Consider the following 16,886-nt stretch of genomic DNA (forward strand, 5'->3'; position numbering starts at 1 on the left):
GATGCTAATCAATGGCTGAATATACAAAACTTATAGGCTTTGCTCATCTGATTTAACAGCCGGTTGCTTGTCATTCTTAAACAATGTTGCTACTGACAGTTCGTACCCCGTGCGTTTAATATAAACGAGGGTAGCCCCCAACATTATTGCCATTCCCAGTAATCCTAATAATCCAGCTTCTGGCCCAAAAGCGCCGCCGGTCCAGAATTCGGGGCCGCTTTGATGGGTTTTTAAGAGCGTAACTTCAATGGTTTGACCACTGACGGGAAATCCCAAAAAGCCTGCCATTACAAAATTCCAGCTGAAATGTAATCCCACTGAAAGTCCCAAGCTACCTGTTAAAATGTAGGGCACTGCGAGTATCACACCAGCCAACATAATATTGAATGTGGATATAATTGAAGCATTTGGATTGAATATATGCAGCAATCCGAACAGGGAAGAAGTAAGCAAGATGGCAACTATTAGCGCAGTATTTAGCCCTATTGCGGGATATGTTATCCCCTCGGTAATATTGAGCAACTGATAGCCGCGGGAAAATAGTTCTTCGTGAAACCCTACCATCAGCATAGACAGAAAAAGGCTGACTATTCCTACAGCAAAAGGCGTTTTGGATGGTACATTCCACCCAAAATCAGTGATTGTAACCCATCCCAAGGACCACTGAATAGCAAAAACGGTAGAAATGGCAATAGCAGCGATCAAGCATCCTGCTAAAAAATCTTTTGTCCATTGTCTGTTAAAGTTAAGTCCGTAATCAAAGAATGAACGGTGGTCGAGCAACTTAGCTGCAAGCCAGACACTTAGAGTGATCCCGATAAATTGGGGGGCTGTGGTATAAACTCTCAGCGGATTGGTCCAAATCTGTTGGACGCTCAAAATGCCAAAGCCGACCAACAAAAACATAAAGATAAACTGAATAAGCAGTCGCCAGCCGGCTCTCAGGCGTTGTTCATCATTATTTATAAAGATGTTGTTCATAGGAAAAGAAACATTAGCACTTGTATTTCGGTTACCTTAGTATAGAGGCAACACAATCTACATGAAAAGCAGAAAGAAACCATAATTCTATGAGTGATCGTTTTGTTTTGGAGGCATCGAAACAGGAAGTAGAGCAGCAGTTTAGCGTATCGACGGCGCGCGATGATTTTTTTGAGTCAGATTATAATATTACCCCGGGTTCGCTTGTGCCTGTTGTTTATGGTGAGGATGGGGGGCGAGAAATCTATAATTTTCGTTGGGGATTGATCCCTCCCAATGCTGATGAAGAGATGGAGGGCAATGAGAATTTTGCAGTGCCTGTGGAAGAACTGAATGATAATGAATGGTTAACCGAGTGCGTTGAGCAGCGGCGATGCCTTATCCCGGCCAATGGATATTATAAATGGAAGTTTAGTGAAAAAAAGAGCACGCCATTTTATATTCGCTTACTTTCAAACAATCTTACTGCGATTGGAGGTATTTATTCAGTTTGGAAATCTTCGGCCGGTCGTGATGTATACTCCTGCGCTTTGTTAACAACCGAAGCAAATATGTTGGTCCAGCCAGTAGATGATCGTATGCCTATTCTTATTCACCCTGACTATTATGAGCAGTGGTTGTCAGATGATGCGCTTGGTGAAGATCAAATAGCGGACGTTATAAATGGATATGCAATGACTGAGTTTGCAGTAAATCGTGTCTCAGAGGATGTAAATGATCCCGAGAACAATGGTGCAGAACTCATTCAACCTATTCCAAAGTAATAGAATTGTGGCGTTATCCTGAACTTGATTCAGAATCTTATGGGATTCCCGATTAGGACTCTCCTTCTTTATAGATACGCATAGTAGGATATGCCAGATTGATGTTATCATGTTCACCAAAGCGATCTAAGATGTCCTCCCAGATCGACTGGCCCAGGCTACGTCGTCTGCGCGGATTGGAAAGGTGACGAATGGTTAAACAGATTCCACTGTCACGTACATCTGTATAAACTGTAGGGGTGAGATAGCGGTAGTGAATAAGGTACGATTTTTTGGCGCGTCGGACCTGGTTCTGTGCTTCGGTCACATAGTCTTCTAAATGCTTGTCAGCAATTTCTTGTAATATGGTTTTGGCTTTTTTCCAATCACTTTCAAAGGTGACGAGCACTTCCAGTTCATTCCAAATGAACTCAAAGTCGCTGGTATAGTTGGCCAGTGAGTCGTCAAAAACTTTATGGTTGGGGATGTGAACCACCCGTCCCGTGCTTTGGTCGGCATGTACCCAGTTGCCAATTTCTAATACAGTAAACTTGAAAACCCGTATATCAATAACATCGCCCTTGGTATCTGCAATTTGGATACGATCTCCTACATCAAACGGTTTACGCCAAAGTAAGAAAATCCAGCCGGCAAAATCGGTGACAGGACCGCGCAGGGCAATAGCCAAACCGGCCGAAAGTAATCCCAAAAAGGTAGCAATGGATTGTAATCCTTCGAACCAGATGCGTCCGACTATCAAGAAGCCAAGAAATACCGCAATGTAGGTAAGGTTTTTTCGCCACTTATACTGGGCTTCATCCTCGGGCAGTTTTCGGTTGATAATTCGAATGGCAATAAGTCGAACAAGCCATATTAGGAAGATGGCAATGATTGACAGGGTAACCTGATAGGTGAAGCCTGGTGAATTCTGAATGAACTCTTGTACTCTTGCTGGAAAGTTTGGCACGACTTAATTATTAGATGAAATAATATTCAACTGTTGTGATTGTTATTATAGGTGCATTGGAAGAAAAATTCTATTATATCTTCATTGTAAAGAAACGGAATTTTGAATAACTTTACGGGTCTGAAAATCACCGTTATATAGATTATACTCATGCTTTATACAATTATACTATCGCTAATTACTATTATCTGCATCCTTTTGGTAATTGTAATTCTATTGCAGCCGGGGCAAGGACAAGGAATATCCGGTGGTTTGGCAGGAGGTCAGGCAGGCGGACAGGGCCTTGGTGCTCGCCGTACAGCTGATCTCTTATCGAAATCAACAACGGTACTTGGGGCCGCTCTTCTGGTGCTTTCTGTGCTGGCTAATTTTGCTATTGACCGTGGAGGGTCTGCTGAAAGTGCTGTTCAACAAAGTGGAGTTGACACTGAACAAACTGATGGCATGGACGCATCGCAAAGTCCATCTGCTGTACCAGAATTACCCCAAAACCAAGGTGGCAATAATGGTGGAAGTGATGACGGAGGTTCGGGAGATGGTAACTAATCTTCCAACCCTGATCAGATAATGATTTTCTAAGCCCGATCCTGTATAAGGATGGGGCTTTTTGTATTATTGGTTACGCATGATTTCGGAAAAGAGTTTGTGCGATTTAAGCCGCTGATCGTGATCATAGATATACGTAGCCGTCATAATTTCATCGGCCTCGGTTTTTTCTATAAAATCGGAGAGCTGCTTTTCTACCGTTTCTTTACTCCCCACAAAAGTATATTTAAGCATTTGTTGGACGGTCATCTTGGTGCGCAGATTCCAAACAGTATTGATGTCATCCACGGGTGGGGGCATTGGGTTTCGTTCGCCCGTTACCACGGCCATAAACATCTGTTTTAAGGATGTGGACAGATACTCGGCCTGTTCATCAGTATTGGCTATGATTACATTTATGCAGGGCATGACGTATGGTTTATCGAGTTGGTCAGAAGGTTCAAACTTTTCGCGGTAGACTTGCAGGGCTGCGTGTAGCTGCTGGGGTGAAAAGTGACTGGCAAAGACGTACGGTAATCCCAGCGCAGCGGCCAAGTGGGCACTGTCGGTACTGGAACCTAAAATCCAAATAGGGATTTCTGTACCTTCGCCGGGGATGGCGCGGACACTCGCTGAGCTATTTTCAGCAGAGAGGTATTGCTGCAGCTTTTGTACATTTTTGGGAAACTGTTGAACTTGTCGCATACGATCGGGACGAATAGCCTGGGCAGTGGTTTGGTCTGTGCCGGGTGCGCGGCCCAATCCCAGATCAATGCGATCACCATAAATAGTGGCCAAGGTCCCGAATTGCTCGGCAATCACGAGGGGAGAGTGGTTCGGCAACATCACGCCACCTGATCCAATGCGAAGATTGTCGGTAGCTTCAGCCATATGTCCAAGGAGTACAGATGTTGCCGAGCTGGCAATGTTTTCCATGTTGTGATGTTCGGCCATCCAAAAGCGTGTATAACCCAACTCTTCAACATATTGGGCTAAATCGCGGCTTTTACTAATGGCATCGACGACCGAATCACCTTCAGTAATAACGGCTAAGTCTAATAGGGAATAGTTGATGTCAGAAAGGGAATTGTTACTCATATATTGTTTAAAATTATGCTCGAAAGAATTTTGACCGGGGAACCGCCAAGCTGAAAACAGGAACAGCCGAAACGGGTTATGCTACCACTAACGCCCTTTAAAGCATCCTGTAGAATGATAGCGTCAGAACTACTTTCAAATGACTATGGGCACTTATCATTGGTGGCTATAGGGTTCTTGGGTCGGGTATGTTATCGTTTTCGCTGGATTACCGGGGGTTAATCAATATCGATAATTTGTCCGGTAATACATGTTTTAAGGCTTTTGATATATCCGTTGGCTACGTGCTCCATTTTTGCGGGGGTATGTCCGGGAAAGTAGTCACCCAAGGCTTCGGCGGAGTCTTCAACCAGCGCCGGACTCACTGCGTTGATGCGGATACCGTGCTGTATAAATTCACCGTACGATCCAATCACAAATCCATTTACCGCATTGTTGACGGTACTTAGTACTGTTCCCTGTGGAATGGGATCATGTGAAAGAATACCGGTGGTAAGCGTGATACTGCCGCCTTCATTGAGATAATCAAGTGCAGTAAGGGCTACATTAATCTGTCCCATCATCTTGCTTTTCACTCCTTCCAGAAAATCGTTATTACTTAATTCATTAAGAGGTTTCATGGGCGCCGATCCGGTAGTAACTATGACGGCATCAATGTTGGCCACTTCTTCAAATAATGATGTTATAGCATCGGGATCAGTAATGTCAGTTTGTAAATCGCCGGACGAATGCCCCACTGTGATAAGGTCATCATCGTTTTGTAGTCGTTCAGCGATAACCGACCCGATGGTGCCGGTTCCACCAATAAGCAAAATTTTCATAAAAGAGAGAATATTAAGTGTTAGGGTTCCATGATTGATGAAGAAGTGTAAACAAAAAAGAATGTATTTCCGTTTTAGATTTAATGATAAATTATTGCAATGAAAACGCTATTATTCGCATTGAATCAGAGTAAATAGAAAAGACGTTAAACAGATATTATCGCCGATCAAGTAACGATCAGTAAAGCACAACAGGGCACGGTGCGGTACTGGCGAATACAGTGGGGAATTATCCTAACCGGTCTCTCCGTATTCGCACAGCTGTATTTTTTTCAACCCTTATTACCTGCCTTGGGACGAGTATTTTCCATTTCGCCTGCCATGAGTAGCTTAGCGATTTCCGGTGGTACCGCAGGAATGGCAACGGGATTGTTTGTTTTTGCATTTTGGGCAGACCGTTGGCCGCGCAAGCAATTAATGACCGCCTGTATGTTTGGGACTGCTCTATTGACAATGATATCAGCAGGGGCTCCTAACTTTGCGGTGCTTGTGGTCCTCAACTTTGTTAAGGGGATGGTTATTTCTGGGATCTCAGCAGTGGCGTTGGCGTATTTAGCAGAAGAGATAGATGGCAACGTTTTAGGTTTTATCATCAGTATATATATGAGTGGAAATATTCTTGGTGGTATGTCGGGACGGGTGAGTGCTGGGTTTCTCAACGGCTGGCTGGGCTGGCGTTATGCGACGCTCGTAATTGGGATTATTGGTGCAGTGTTTGCAGTTGTCTTTTTGTGGGTGTTACCTAAATCACAATATTTCCAGTCACAGAAGATACAGATGGGTTATAAGTTTCGACAAATGGCATTGTTTCTACGTCAGCCTATGCTGCTTGCCATGTTTGTGGTTGCGGCGCTACTAATGGGTGTATTTGTTAGCACTTACAATTATCTGAATTTTCGATTAGAAGCTCCCCCTTTTTCACTGCCGCACTACCTTATTGCACTGGTTTATGTGATGTACACGGTAGGCATTTGGGGTTCCATAGCGGCCGGACGATGGTCTGACTTATATGAATCTACTACTGTTTTAAAAACCTTAATCCTGGCTATTTCGGCCGGGTTGTTGATGCTTTTATCAACTCATCTATGGATATTTGTTGTGGGACTTGGCGTAGTTACATTTGGATTTTTCGGTGCCCACACGATAGCCAGTCGTATTGTATCAGAGTTGGTGGACAGTGGAAAAAGTACAGCAACCAGTTTGTACTGGCTTTTTTATTATGTGGGTTCGAGTATTATCGGTACTGGCTCTGGAATATTTTTATCGGCTTGGGGATGGGCCGGCTTTATTATTGGATTACTGCTTTTGGGATTAATAGGACTCTTAATCTTGGTCATTGTTAGTAGAAGACATCCTTAAAAGAAGGTTATTTACCAATACAAAAACGTGAGAAGATGGAATCCAAGATATCTTCGGTTGTAATTTCTCCAGTGATGGTTCCCAGGTCCTTAAGGGCCGAACGCAAGTCGATGGATAAAAAATCGCCGGTCATTCCCTGGTCAAGTGCGCGAATAGCACTTCGGACATTTTCTTGTGCTTTTTTTAAGGCATCGCGATGACGGCTGGAGGTAACCAGAATGCTGGAGGAGTTATATTCCTTGTTTTCCAGCGCTCGTTGTTTCATCAGCTTTTTGAGCGCATCAATTTTTTCGCCCTCCAGCGCTGATATTTTTAGATCATAATCCATGCGCTCTTCGTCAACATCTATAGCGATGTCATTTTTAGTGCCAATCAGAACAAAGGGAGTATCACCCGCACTTTTTTGAAAGTTGGCAATATCTTCGCGCTCCTCCGGAGTGAGCTCACGCGAAAGATCTTTCAGGTAAACTGCCAAATCAGCTTTTTCAAATGCTTCCTGCGATCGTTTTACCCCTTCGGCCTCGATGACATCTTCGGTTTCACGGAGTCCGGCGGTATCAGTGAGTTTAAATCGCAGCCCGTCGTAGCTCCAGTCCACGTCAATAGTGTCGCGGGTTGTGCCCGCAATGTCGGTAACAATAGCGCGATCTTTTCCAACCAAGGTATTCAACAACGTGGATTTTCCCGCATTGGGTAGTCCAATAAAAACCGTGCGCACACCGTGTTTGACCAGTCTACCGGTTTCGTAGGTGGCAAGCAGATCGTCAATCTCCTCATCGAGTTCTTTCAGCAGTCGCTCCAGTTCTTCTTTGTCGGCGAATTCCACATCTTCTTCCACAAAATCAAGTTCCAGTTCCACCATGGCGGTGGCATCAATAATCTGTTGTCGAAACTGTTTGATATGTTCGCCAAGTCGTCCTTCAAGTTGTTGGTGGGCCGAATCCAGTGCTTTCTTACTTTTGGCGTGGATGAGATCAGCAACGGCCTCGGCCTGACTCAGTTCCATTTTTCCATTCAGGAATGCGCGCTGGGTAAATTCACCGGGTTCTGCTGACTGAACGCCTAAATCCAGCATCGCTTCAAGTACCGCTTGGGTTACGAGCACGCCCCCATGACAAGAAATTTCCACCGTCTCTTCGCCGGTATACGATTTTGGAGAATGAAACAGCGTTGCCAGCACTTCATCAACGATGTTACCATCCTGATCGATAATTTTTCCAAAGTGCACGGTATGGGAGTCTTGTTTGGTGAGATCTTTTCCTCGAAAAGCTTCGTTTACTTTGTCAATGGCATCTTTACCCGATACGCGAATAACGGCAATGCCCCCTTCGCCTACCGGAGTGGCAATAGCTGCAATGGGTTTTTTTTGTGTGATTTCTTTTTGCTGTTTATGGGATGTGGTTTCTTTCTTTGTCATAGTTCCAAATATAAAGCGTTTTGCACCCTATATCATTCAAATAAAAAAGCCCTGCCAGAGTCCAAAACTTTGGCAGGGCTAACTAACAAAATGTAAGAAGTATTATTTTACATCGCCCATGAGTTTTTGAACAAAAGGACTTGCAATAAGGGCAATAATTCCACCGCCTCCAACAATCATGGCAACCCACTAGAAGAGGTTGCAAATCAGTTTAATATCTTGGGGTGTTGGCTCCATAAATTTGTGTTGGAATTGTGAAATGTGAGTTCGATTGTCCGATTACTTATGCTCTTTATTGGTAGAGCTATGTTTATGAAGACCACAGTGAGATAAAATTTGGATTTCAAAGCTTATCCAAAAAATAACAAAAGAATGTTGGTGTAAGAAATATCAAAAAATATAACTCACTGTATTTATTTGTTCAGTAAGCTTCCCATTCTTACTAGATCTCGGTTTAAGACAAAACCAATTTTAATTTGATCAGATTAATATGAATAATCTAAAAGAAATAGGCTTGACTGAAATTAATAAAAAACAAAAAAAAATAATTAATGGAGGAGCCCACCCACTAGTTTGGATAGTAGTAGGTCATGTAGCCATAGAAGCTGCTAATGACTGGGAGGCACATAAAGAGGCTTTCAATGAAGGGTATGAATCAGCTCAATAACCAAAAATAAAAAATACCACTATGAATAATCTAAATGATGAACTCGATAACCTTAATTTATCGTCTTTAAATAAATCAGAATTGAGTAAAACCTTTGGTGGCGATAAAGTTTCATTAGCTGTTTTAAGAGCAATGGGTTATATATGGGGAGGTGTTACTCACGAAACAACAGAAGCTCAAAACTCTCCAATTACAGGTCCAGGCGGAAATAAATATATGTAACTGGACAATTTTATAATCGTAAATTTTAAAGCTGCCAAGTACTTGGCAGCTTTTTTAGTATATAATGTAACTCATTCCCTAATTACTTTCTTTAAAAGCTTAGAGTGTGTATGGCTGCAGTTAGTGTTATCTTCGAAAGTTAGTAGCAGGAGCTACAGATCCTCCTACTACTGATTATACAGAATCATATATACATGGTCCTAATGGAACAAAGTATAGGTAATCTTTATATAAGCGCCCCTCATTTTAAAAATAGAGGGGTGCTTATAAGATAACTCAGAAAAGAGAATTTACTCTACATCTCCCATCAAGCGTTTAACTGGCGGTGCTGCAAGCAGAGCTATAATTCCACCACCACCAACCAATAGGGCTACACTCCAGAATAAGCCGGATGGAGCAAGTGTTTCAAGTTGACCCGCCATGAGCCCGGCAAATAAATTACCAAGTGCAGCAGCTACAAACCATACGCCCATCATCTGACTGACAAGACGTTCTGGGGCAAGCTTCGTCATGGAAGAAAGTCCAACAGGAGACAGACAAAGTTCACCGCATGTATGGAGGAAGTAAGTAACGATGAGCCAAGCTGGAGCAACAGAGTTGGGGCCTGTAGCATTAGCGGCTCCCCAAGAAATCACAAAAAAGCCTGCCGATAATCCCAGAAGTCCTAATCCGAACTTAACAGGAATCGAAGGGTTTGCATTACGAGCTGCTAACCATGTCCAAAACCAGCCAAATACAGGTGCCAATATTACAATAAAGAGCGGATTAATGTTTTGAAGCATACTTGCCGGCATTTCCCACGTGGTGGTTAATTGGGTAGAAACGTAATAGGCGAAGCCAACCACCAGCAAAGAGAGACCAGCCACTCCTGCTTTACCGACCCACCAAAGGTTATCACGCTTAAAAATACTCCAGCTCAAATAACCAAGGGGGAGTGCCAGGATTAAGGCAGGAAGAAATGCACCAACTTGGCTAATCAATCCATAGGGGCCGAAAGTACGATCGGTTTCTCGTTCTGCAAATAAATTGAGAGAAGAGCCGGCCTGCTCGAAGCCGCTCCAGAAAAGGGCTGCCAAAATAAAAAGCCAAAAGATGACAAAAAGCCTTTTCTTTTCTAAAGAAATTTTTAGGCTTGGCATGAACATCCTTACCGTGTTAATGATTAAAAATGCTATTACGGTAATGCCAATTCCTATTTGGTATGAAAACAAGGTATATCCCCAATTAAACGAGGCTATATAATATCCAGCACCAGCTAACAGTAATACAGCTCCAATCCATTTTGAGTCATTAATCAAATAGGCGAAAAAGATCACTGCAATTAAAGCTACGCTGGTACCTAATGTTTGAGCAAGTTGTTGCAATGAAATCCCAATAACTCCAGTATTCATCAGAATACTAAACAGAACAATGATTGTCGTACTAACTGCAGTGGTTATCCAAAAGTTTCGGCTGCGTTTCGAAAGTACTGAATCACTATCATCTACCTTTAGCTTTCCGGCATCGCCAAGATTTTTTTCACCAATTTTATAGGAAATAAGTCCAAGAAGCATACCGAATCCGGCCAGTGAAAATCCCCAATGCCAATTATATCCTTCACCAAGAATTCCGCAAAGTGTTGGGCCTAAAATGGCACCGAAGTTAATGCCCATGTAAAAAATGGAAAACCCGGCATCACGACGGGCTCCACCCTCTGGATAAAGCTCACCAACCATAGAGCTTACATTGGGTTTTAAAAGTCCGGTTCCTATTACAATGAAAACAAGTCCCAAGTAAAAGGAGATTTCATCGGGAAATCCCATGAGGGGACCAGCCATTGTAAAGTGCCCTAACGCAATAATACAACCGCCAACAAAAACACTTTTCTTTTGGCCCCATAGTTTGTCGGCTACCCAACCGCCGGGTAAAGCTAAGACATATACAAAGAATGTATAAAGTCCATATATAGCTGTGGCACGTCCATCGCTGAATCCAAGACCGGGATTGTCACCTGTTACGGCCGCTGCCATAAATAATACAAGAAGAGCGCGCATACCATAATAACTGAAGCGCTCCCAAAATTCAGTAAAAAATAATGTTGATAAACCTCGAGGATGGCCAAAAAAATCATTTTTCTTAGCGCTATCGGCCTCTGTTGCCCCTGTTTGTTCATTTGCCATTGAAATTTGTGTTTATTTAGAATTGCAATTCCCAACAGTGCATATTTAGATGATGCCGTGCATGATAATTAAAGCGAGAAAGTGAAGCAACTTTTTCATATTTCGGGGGTGAGTGATGCGTAATTCATTGGTTGAAATTACATTATGCAATACGTACTACGCATTTTATTTATTACATTTCCCAAAAATCCCAAGAAAACACAGTGGTGATGAGTACAGATAAAGGAGTCGTAAAAAATATCAAGGCACCAACGGGAACGGATTTGCAGTGCAAAGGCTGGCACCAAGAGGCGGCCTTGCGTATGCTGATGAATAATCTTGATCCTGATGTGGCAGAAAAGCCCGATGAGCTAATCGTTTATGGCGGGGGCGGTAAAGCTGCACGAAATTGGGAGTCGTATCACAAAATTGTGGAAACACTAAAGCGTCTCGAAAATGATGAAACCATGCTGGTACAAAGTGGCAAGCCGGTAGGGGTGTTTCGTACCCATGAAGAAGCCCCACGCGTGCTCATAGCCAATGCACACCTGGTGCCTAACTGGGCTAACTGGGATGAGTTCCGCCGCCTTGACAAAATGGGACTTACCATGTATGGACAGATGACTGCTGGTTCATGGATTTATATTGGCACGCAGGGCATTTTGCAGGGCACCTACGAAACTTTTGCCGAATGTGCCCGACAGAAATTTAACGGTACTTTACAGGGGCAGTTGGTTGTTACAGCCGGACTCGGAGGCATGGGCGGCGCGCAACCGCTGGCTGCTACCATGAATGGTGCCTCATTTATTGGTATCGAAGTGGATGAACACCGTATCGACCGGCGCGTGGAAACCGGTTATTGTGATATTAAGTGCACGAATTTGGATGAAGCGCTCGAGAAGGCATTGGACGCCAAAGAAAAGGGAGAAGCACTTTCCATTGGGCTGCTTGGAAATGTGGCAGAAGTGTTGCCCAAGATGTTGGATAAAGAGGTGATTCCCGATGTATTGACGGATCAAACCTCTGCCCATGATCTCCAACTGGGATATATTCCTGCTGGAATGTCGTTGGAAGAAGCGGCCGAAGAGCGAGAGCTGAACCCCGAAATGTATCAGGAAGCGGTGCTTGATTCAATGGTGACACACGTTGAAACGATGCTGGAGATGCAACAGAAAGGAGCAATTACCTTTGATTATGGAAATAACATTCGTGGACAAGTAGCTGATCACCGGGGCATGGATGAAGCGTTTAACTTTCCGGGATTTGTACCGGCTTTTATACGTCCACTTTTCTGTCGTGGTTCGGGACCTTTCCGATGGGCAGCGCTATCCGGGAATCCCGAAGATATTTATACAACAGACCAAGCGGTACTTGATACATTTCCTGAAAAGGAATCACTCAATCGCTGGATTCGCAAGGCGCAGGATCAGGTGCAATTTCAAGGGTTGCCGTCACGTATCTGCTGGTTGGAATACGGCGAACGCGCCGAGATGGGGGCCAAGTTTAACTGGCTCGTCAAGAAAGGAAAGGTGGATGCTCCGCTGGTTATTGGACGTGATCACCTGGATACAGGCTCGGTGGCATCTCCAAACCGTGAGACCGAAGGCATGAAAGATGGTTCTGATGCCATAGCCGACTGGCCACTCCTCAATGCGATGCTGAATACAGCAAGTGGAGCCAGTTGGGTTTCGCTGCATCATGGCGGGGGCGTTGGAATCGGTTACTCTATTCATGCGGGAATGGTCTGCGTGGCCGATGGCACTGAGATGGCCGATGAGCGATTGGAGCGTGTATTGACCAATGATCCCGGAAGTGGGGTTATGCGTCACGCTGATGCCGGTTACGACGAAGCCATCAAAACGGCCAGGGAGCGTGGAGTGGATCTGCCAATGGTGGATTAAAATCACTACCTTTTGTAGCTACTTGGAAATGTAATGTAGAATAAAATTCCAGAATAAGATGAAAATCATAATTCGGTTGTTTATTGTTCTTTTGCTAATGGGGAGTTCAATATCGTGTACTTCTCAATCACCTGCTGATATTGTTGTTCACAATGCGAATATCATTGATGTGGAAACCGGTGATATAGCTGAAGGACAAACGATTGAAATTCGTGGTGACAGTATTGCCGGGATTTATAGTGACGGACAAGATGTTGCTGCAAGCGATACGATTAATGCCTCGGGGAAATATGTGCTCCCAGGCCTGTGGGATATGCATGTGCATTTTCGGGGTGGTGATACCTTAATTGCAGAAAATAAAGACTTGCTTGATCTCTTTATTGCCAATGGGGTAACAACCGTTCGGGATGCCGGGGGAGATATTACTCCTGCGGTTCTGGAGTGGAAGCAACAAATTGAAAATGGGACGCTTTTGGGACCTAATATCTTTACTTCCGGTCCCAAGCTCGATGGTGCTGATCCTTCATGGGCGGGTTCAATTGAGCTAACCTCTGTAGATCAAGTGCCAGCTGCCTTTGATTCACTCGAGTCACTTAATGTCGATTATGTGAAACTATACGACAGTACAATTCCAGCAGAGGTATATTTGGCAGCAATTAAAGAAGCCGAAAAACGTGGATTGTCGGTTACGGGACACATGCCATTTACGGTAGATTTTAATGATGCCGTGGAAGCCGGGCTTGATGCCACTGAACATATGTATTATGTGCTCAAAGGTTCTTCCTCTCAAGAAACTCAAATAACCGAATCGGTGAGAGAGGGAGAGTATGGATTTTGGTCAGCATTATCGGAAGTGGTTGAAACGTATGATGAAGAAACTGCTCAGAAAACGTATGTCCAAATGGCTAAATCGGGAACGGGCGTAGTGCCAACCTTACATATCGGCAAAGTTTTGGCAAATCTCCATGATGAGGATCATAGTGATGATCAATATCTTAATTATATTGGCGATGGCATTCAGAAAACATACCAAGGGCGATTGCAGGCTGCTCAAAATCAAAGTAAAGCCGCCACGGAGCGTCGACAAAATCTTAGAGAGCAGTTCGTAAATATGATTCCTGATATTCACCAAGCAGGAGTGCCTATTTATGCCGGCTCAGATAGCGGTCCCTACAATTCTTTTGTCTATCCGGGTAAATCGTTGCATAACGAACTCCAAGAGTTGGTAGCAGCCGGATTAAGTCCACTGCAGGCACTGCAAAGCTCGGTGATTAATGGTCCGGAATTTTTCGATGTAGCAGATCAATTTGGGAAAGTTAAACAGGGCTATGCGGCCGACTTGCTCTTGCTTAACAGCAATCCGCTTAAAAACATTAAGAATACCGAGGATATTTATTCGGTTATTTTACAAGGAGAACTTGTAGAGCTATCTCACTAATTCGTCTTCCCGTTGCAACATTTTGTTTCTTATTTCGTCTGACAGGGTGTTAGTTTTGTACTAATTAAATGCCATGGAAACCATACTCATTATTATTTCAGCACTCTTGATCATTGCTGGATTTATAGGCTCATTTTTACCTGTTTTACCAGGCACCCCTGTTACTTACGGCGGATTATTGATTTTGCAGGTTGCTGCCCAACCTTTTCCGACAACATTTATGATTGTGTGGGCACTTATTGTAGTCTCAATTATGATTTTGGATAATGTAATCCCCGCTTACGGCACCAAAAAATTTGGTGGATCGGCCTACGGCGTTTGGGGCAGTATCTTGGGGTTGGTTATTGGGATCTTTTTCTTTCCGCCTCTTGGGATGATTGTAGGTCCATTGGCGGGGGCATTTGTGGGAGAGCTCATTGGCGGAAAAACCTCGGACCGGGCTTTTAGATCTGCTCTTGGTTCTTTTGCCGGATTATTTGTGAATATGGTGATGAAAGTAATCGCCAGTGGGGTGATGGGATATTATTTTGTGGTAAATGTATTCTAAATCATCAGGAGATGTTATGTTGTATTTGTTTTAACATCTATAAGTTTAGGATTAATTACTCAGACTTTTGAAAAATGACGACCCGGTCTTGGGGAAACTTCACCGAAGCATTCCAATGATTGGCTATCCACCGAAAAGTATCTTTGGTATAAAATGTAACGTGGGTGATATCCAGTCGATAATGCCAATCTGCAAAGAAGTCAACATCGTCTTTTGCGATTTTGGTCATGATACCCAAATATCCACCAGGTCGCAGACATTCCCATAGACGCTCAAGCTCTTTGCCGGGATGGAAAAGGTGCTCGACTACTTCTGTTGCTGTGATAAAATCATACGTTTCTTCAAAAACAGATTCGTCGTCATCATAAAACGAATCATAGATGCGCATTTGGTGACCTTCCTCTTCCAACATTAGGTTAAGTGTAGGGCCCGGGCCAGAGCCGAAATCAAGCCCCTTACTTTTTGGTTCCAGTAGATTGTTTAGCGGATCGAACAACTGGCTTAAAAAATCACGGTACCCTTCATCATGGGGATCATTTTCGTGGGTTTCGTAGCGCGCAAATTCTTCATTGCGTTCGGGGCGGTCTTTAGGCGGCACAAAAATTAGCCTGCAGTGTTGGCATTGATAGTAGTCCGAGGCGTAGTGCTTAGAGGTATCTTCATAAAAATGTTGGACCTCGGAATGATTACAAAGAATACAGGAATTTGGTTGCACAATAGAAGAGATCTTTTAGATTATAAACATTCTCAAAGTTACAGAATATAACGGCTTTGAAAACATTTGGTTATAAAATATTAGGGATTAATTAAAACACAGGGCAAAACAGTTACTATGGAGATTATTGATACGAAAGGTTTTACCGTAATAGGTATAAAAGTACAGGCCAAATGGGATGATTTGCATGAAAAAATGCCCAAGGTCTGGCAAGAATTTAGAAAAAGATTGGAGGAGGTATCGGAACGGAAGAATGATATTATGATGGATATATCACTGGATGAGTCTGACGGGGTCTATACCCAGTTGATAGGAGTTGAAGTGGAAGGGGATACGGAAATACCGGATGGGATGACCAAAATAATTATTCCATCACAGAAGTATGTGTACTATGAGCATGAGGGGGACGTATCAAAAATTGCTGAGTCTTTTGGCAAGATGTATGATTGGGCCGAGCAGCAGAATATCGATGTTGGTGACTTTAAAATTGATGTTGGGTATCGGAGAGATAGCTCAGATCGGGCGCATGAGTTGTATGTAAAAGTGGTGTAAATGTTGAGTTCTGGTAATTATCTGTTATAAAATTGATTATTGATTTTTCAACCAAGCAGTTTGTGGCCAAGCATACCAATGGCAAATCCTATAATTGCTCCAAGAGGTGGTTTCCAGTGATGCTTCATTTTCGCTTGTGGTGCAATATCCTGAAAGACCAAGTATAAAATACCTCCCGATGCGAAACTCATAATTCCGGCTGTGAGTGTGTGATTATCCTGTAAGAAGAAATACCCCAAACATGCTGCAACGGGACCAATAAAGCTAATGGCAAATAATGCCAATTGGATTTTTTGGGAAGATAACCCGGATTGTTTCATTTCTCGGTATGAGTTAAACCCCTCAGGAAGGTTTTGTGCTGCAATAAACCCACCTAATAAAATTCCCAGGTTCCGGTTTTGTCCAAATACGGCGCCTAATGAGATGGCTTCAGGAATGAAGTCTAAGAGCATGGCCATGAGTTGAGCCTTCTGACCACTTTTTTGGGTGATCATCGCATCTAAAAAACAAAAAACCAATCCGCCCAGGCAAAATGTTAACATCAACATTGTTATTCCCAGTTCTTCGATAGCTTTGGGGGTAAGGGCATACGCTACAGCTGCCAGTAAAATACCTCCTCCAAGGGCAACAATGCCATAGATAAGTTCCTGTTTGGTTTCAGTATTGGGCGTATCTTCGATTTGAGCTAAGCCACTGCCGATAAAGGCTGAAAAGCCAGCAAGCCAAGAGATGCCTAAAATGTATATAAGTTGATGCATAGAATATTAATTTCTCTTGTTTGCGTATAAAATCAAA

At 43.4% G+C, this 16,886-nt stretch carries 17 protein-coding genes; 9 read left to right on the forward strand and 8 right to left on the reverse strand.

Annotation, left to right across the window (positions count from 1 at the left end):
• Positions 1–30: 30 nt before the first annotated feature.
• Entirely contained in the window at positions 31–981 is a 951-nt protein-coding gene (locus AAFH98_RS04625; protein WP_342521512.1) for a CPBP family intramembrane glutamic endopeptidase, read from the reverse strand.
• 89 nt (positions 982–1,070) lie between these two features.
• On the opposite strand from AAFH98_RS04625, the gene AAFH98_RS04630 reads away from it, so the two are divergent.
• Positions 1,071–1,745, forward strand: coding sequence for an SOS response-associated peptidase (locus AAFH98_RS04630; RefSeq protein ID WP_342521513.1), 675 nt, complete (start codon positions 1,071–1,073; stop codon positions 1,743–1,745).
• A 52-nt stretch (positions 1,746–1,797) separates the two neighbouring features.
• Here AAFH98_RS04630 and AAFH98_RS04635 read toward each other — a convergent pair whose 3' ends face one another.
• On the reverse strand, positions 1,798–2,691 hold the full coding sequence (locus AAFH98_RS04635) for a mechanosensitive ion channel family protein (RefSeq protein ID WP_342521514.1): 894 nt from the start codon (positions 2,689–2,691) through the stop codon (positions 1,798–1,800).
• A gap of 150 nt (positions 2,692–2,841) precedes the next feature.
• Between AAFH98_RS04635 and secG the strand changes: the two genes are divergently transcribed.
• Complete coding sequence (secG, locus tag AAFH98_RS04640; RefSeq protein WP_342521515.1) at positions 2,842–3,237, forward strand: preprotein translocase subunit SecG; 396 nt, start codon at positions 2,842–2,844, stop codon at positions 3,235–3,237.
• Between the two features lie 66 nt (positions 3,238–3,303).
• On the opposite strand, the gene AAFH98_RS04645 is transcribed toward secG, so the two are convergent.
• The gene (locus AAFH98_RS04645; protein ID WP_342521516.1) at positions 3,304–4,314 is read right to left on the reverse strand and encodes an LLM class flavin-dependent oxidoreductase; all 1,011 of its coding nucleotides are present in this window, start codon (positions 4,312–4,314) and stop codon (positions 3,304–3,306) included.
• 218 nt (positions 4,315–4,532) lie between these two features.
• Positions 4,533–5,135: a short chain dehydrogenase gene (locus AAFH98_RS04650; RefSeq protein ID WP_342521517.1), complete on the reverse strand. Its 603-nt coding sequence runs from the start codon at positions 5,133–5,135 to the stop codon at positions 4,533–4,535.
• Positions 5,136–5,312: 177 nt separating this feature from the next.
• Between AAFH98_RS04650 and AAFH98_RS04655 the strand changes: the two genes are divergently transcribed.
• Positions 5,313–6,494 (forward strand): MFS transporter, encoded by a 1,182-nt coding sequence (locus AAFH98_RS04655; RefSeq protein WP_407935487.1) that lies wholly within the window; start codon positions 5,313–5,315, stop codon positions 6,492–6,494.
• Positions 6,495–6,501: 7 nt separating this feature from the next.
• Here the strand turns inward: AAFH98_RS04655 and mnmE are convergent, their stop codons facing one another.
• Entirely contained in the window at positions 6,502–7,911 is a 1,410-nt protein-coding gene (gene mnmE / locus AAFH98_RS04660; RefSeq protein ID WP_342521519.1) for a tRNA uridine-5-carboxymethylaminomethyl(34) synthesis GTPase MnmE, read from the reverse strand.
• Positions 7,912–8,401: 490 nt separating this feature from the next.
• Between mnmE and AAFH98_RS04665 the strand changes: the two genes are divergently transcribed.
• A complete protein-coding gene (locus tag AAFH98_RS04665; protein WP_342521520.1) occupies positions 8,402–8,578 on the forward strand; it encodes a hypothetical protein in 177 nt (58 codons plus the stop codon).
• 21 nt (positions 8,579–8,599) lie between these two features.
• Complete coding sequence (locus tag AAFH98_RS04670) at positions 8,600–8,800, forward strand: hypothetical protein (protein ID WP_342521521.1); 201 nt, start codon at positions 8,600–8,602, stop codon at positions 8,798–8,800.
• Positions 8,801–9,090: 290 nt separating this feature from the next.
• On the opposite strand, the gene AAFH98_RS04675 is transcribed toward AAFH98_RS04670, so the two are convergent.
• Complete coding sequence (locus tag AAFH98_RS04675) at positions 9,091–10,959, reverse strand: peptide MFS transporter (RefSeq protein WP_342521522.1); 1,869 nt, start codon at positions 10,957–10,959, stop codon at positions 9,091–9,093.
• A 209-nt stretch (positions 10,960–11,168) separates the two neighbouring features.
• On the opposite strand from AAFH98_RS04675, the gene hutU reads away from it, so the two are divergent.
• From hutU to AAFH98_RS04690, 3 genes are all read left to right on the forward strand, one after another.
• A complete protein-coding gene (hutU, locus tag AAFH98_RS04680; protein ID WP_342521523.1) occupies positions 11,169–12,839 on the forward strand; it encodes a urocanate hydratase in 1,671 nt (556 codons plus the stop codon).
• Between the two features lie 58 nt (positions 12,840–12,897).
• Positions 12,898–14,277, forward strand: a complete 1,380-nt coding sequence (locus AAFH98_RS04685; protein ID WP_342521524.1) for an amidohydrolase family protein — start codon at positions 12,898–12,900, stop codon at positions 14,275–14,277.
• Positions 14,278–14,350: 73 nt separating this feature from the next.
• Positions 14,351–14,824 (forward strand): DUF456 domain-containing protein, encoded by a 474-nt coding sequence (locus tag AAFH98_RS04690; RefSeq protein ID WP_342521525.1) that lies wholly within the window; start codon positions 14,351–14,353, stop codon positions 14,822–14,824.
• 55 nt (positions 14,825–14,879) lie between these two features.
• On the opposite strand, the gene AAFH98_RS04695 is transcribed toward AAFH98_RS04690, so the two are convergent.
• Positions 14,880–15,422, reverse strand: coding sequence for a class I SAM-dependent methyltransferase (locus tag AAFH98_RS04695; RefSeq protein WP_342521526.1), 543 nt, complete (start codon positions 15,420–15,422; stop codon positions 14,880–14,882).
• A gap of 234 nt (positions 15,423–15,656) precedes the next feature.
• Between AAFH98_RS04695 and AAFH98_RS04700 the strand changes: the two genes are divergently transcribed.
• The gene (locus tag AAFH98_RS04700; RefSeq protein ID WP_342521527.1) at positions 15,657–16,091 is read left to right on the forward strand and encodes a GyrI-like domain-containing protein; all 435 of its coding nucleotides are present in this window, start codon (positions 15,657–15,659) and stop codon (positions 16,089–16,091) included.
• A 47-nt stretch (positions 16,092–16,138) separates the two neighbouring features.
• Here AAFH98_RS04700 and AAFH98_RS04705 read toward each other — a convergent pair whose 3' ends face one another.
• On the reverse strand, positions 16,139–16,849 hold the full coding sequence (locus AAFH98_RS04705) for a ZIP family metal transporter (RefSeq protein WP_342521528.1): 711 nt from the start codon (positions 16,847–16,849) through the stop codon (positions 16,139–16,141).
• Positions 16,850–16,886 lie beyond the last annotated feature (37 nt).

Source organism: Fodinibius sp. Rm-B-1B1-1 (genome assembly GCF_038594945.1).
In the GTDB taxonomy this organism is placed as follows: Bacteria; Bacteroidota; Rhodothermia; order Balneolales; family Balneolaceae; genus Fodinibius; species Fodinibius alkaliphilus.

What these genes read in the sequence shown, in the direction of transcription:
- AAFH98_RS04625 (WP_342521512.1), bottom strand. Translation starts at nt 981, where the DNA reads ATGAACAACATCTTTATAAATAATGATGAACAACGCCTGAGAGCCGGC.
- AAFH98_RS04630 (WP_342521513.1), top strand. Translation starts at nt 1,071, where the DNA reads ATGAGTGATCGTTTTGTTTTGGAGGCATCGAAACAGGAAGTAGAGCAG.
- secG (WP_342521515.1), top strand. Translation starts at nt 2,842, where the DNA reads ATGCTTTATACAATTATACTATCGCTAATTACTATTATCTGCATCCTT.
- AAFH98_RS04645 (WP_342521516.1), bottom strand. Translation starts at nt 4,314, where the DNA reads ATGAGTAACAATTCCCTTTCTGACATCAACTATTCCCTATTAGACTTA.
- AAFH98_RS04650 (WP_342521517.1), bottom strand. Translation starts at nt 5,135, where the DNA reads ATGAAAATTTTGCTTATTGGTGGAACCGGCACCATCGGGTCGGTTATC.
- mnmE (WP_342521519.1), bottom strand. Translation starts at nt 7,911, where the DNA reads ATGACAAAGAAAGAAACCACATCCCATAAACAGCAAAAAGAAATCACA.
- AAFH98_RS04665 (WP_342521520.1), top strand. Translation starts at nt 8,402, where the DNA reads ATGAATAATCTAAAAGAAATAGGCTTGACTGAAATTAATAAAAAACAA.
- AAFH98_RS04670 (WP_342521521.1), top strand. Translation starts at nt 8,600, where the DNA reads ATGAATAATCTAAATGATGAACTCGATAACCTTAATTTATCGTCTTTA.
- AAFH98_RS04675 (WP_342521522.1), bottom strand. Translation starts at nt 10,959, where the DNA reads ATGGCAAATGAACAAACAGGGGCAACAGAGGCCGATAGCGCTAAGAAA.
- hutU (WP_342521523.1), top strand. Translation starts at nt 11,169, where the DNA reads ATGAGTACAGATAAAGGAGTCGTAAAAAATATCAAGGCACCAACGGGA.
- AAFH98_RS04685 (WP_342521524.1), top strand. Translation starts at nt 12,898, where the DNA reads ATGAAAATCATAATTCGGTTGTTTATTGTTCTTTTGCTAATGGGGAGT.
- AAFH98_RS04690 (WP_342521525.1), top strand. Translation starts at nt 14,351, where the DNA reads ATGGAAACCATACTCATTATTATTTCAGCACTCTTGATCATTGCTGGA.
- AAFH98_RS04700 (WP_342521527.1), top strand. Translation starts at nt 15,657, where the DNA reads ATGGAGATTATTGATACGAAAGGTTTTACCGTAATAGGTATAAAAGTA.
- AAFH98_RS04705 (WP_342521528.1), bottom strand. Translation starts at nt 16,849, where the DNA reads ATGCATCAACTTATATACATTTTAGGCATCTCTTGGCTTGCTGGCTTT.